Source organism: Arhodomonas sp. KWT (assembly GCF_010993615.1).
The window spans coordinates 1-558 of the sequence record NZ_WNXE01001066.1; the positions used below are offsets into that span (position 1 = coordinate 1).

The following is a 558-nucleotide window of genomic DNA, read 5'->3' on the forward strand; positions in this document are numbered from 1 at the left end:
ACGGCATAGAACACGGCAATGGCGAACACGCTCGCCGCGATCAGTCCCAGTATCCGCCGGTAATTGCCGCGGACCGGGCGGGCGGCGAGCCAGAGCGCGCACAGGGCCGCCGCGAGGCTGCCGCGGGCGATGGCGATGAGCAGCGCCTCGCGGGTGTGAAGCAGCAGAAAGTCCAGCGGGATCCAGGCAAGGAAGCCGAGCGCGAATACCAGCTGCATCACCTGAAGCCGGGCGCGCAGGTAGTCCGCGCGGATCGCGGTGAAGTCCGGCGAGTGGTGGCGGGCGCTCAGCAGGTCGTCAATGGTTACCCGCAGCACCTCGGTGGTCGTCTGCTCGGTGCCGGGACCGCCCATGGTGGGGGCGGTGCGACGCTCGTTGGGCTGCCCGCCCGGAAGAGGTTGATCGGCCATCGTTCATTCCGCGGTTACTGGATGTGCACCCCGTCCGGCGCCGTCGCCGGCCGGCATGCCGAAGCGCCGCATTAGCATGGCATACCTGGAATAAGCGGGAAGGCCTCCCGGTGTCCGGTGTTGACGCAAATCAACATAAATCGTGCCC

1 pseudogene is annotated in these 558 nt (G+C 67.6%); it reads right to left on the bottom strand.

The features are described 5' to 3' along the window. Nucleotides 1-410 (bottom strand): annotated as a pseudogene (locus tag G7A99_RS24175) (hypothetical protein); the annotation flags it as partial. Between the last annotated feature and the right edge of the window lie 148 nt (nucleotides 411-558).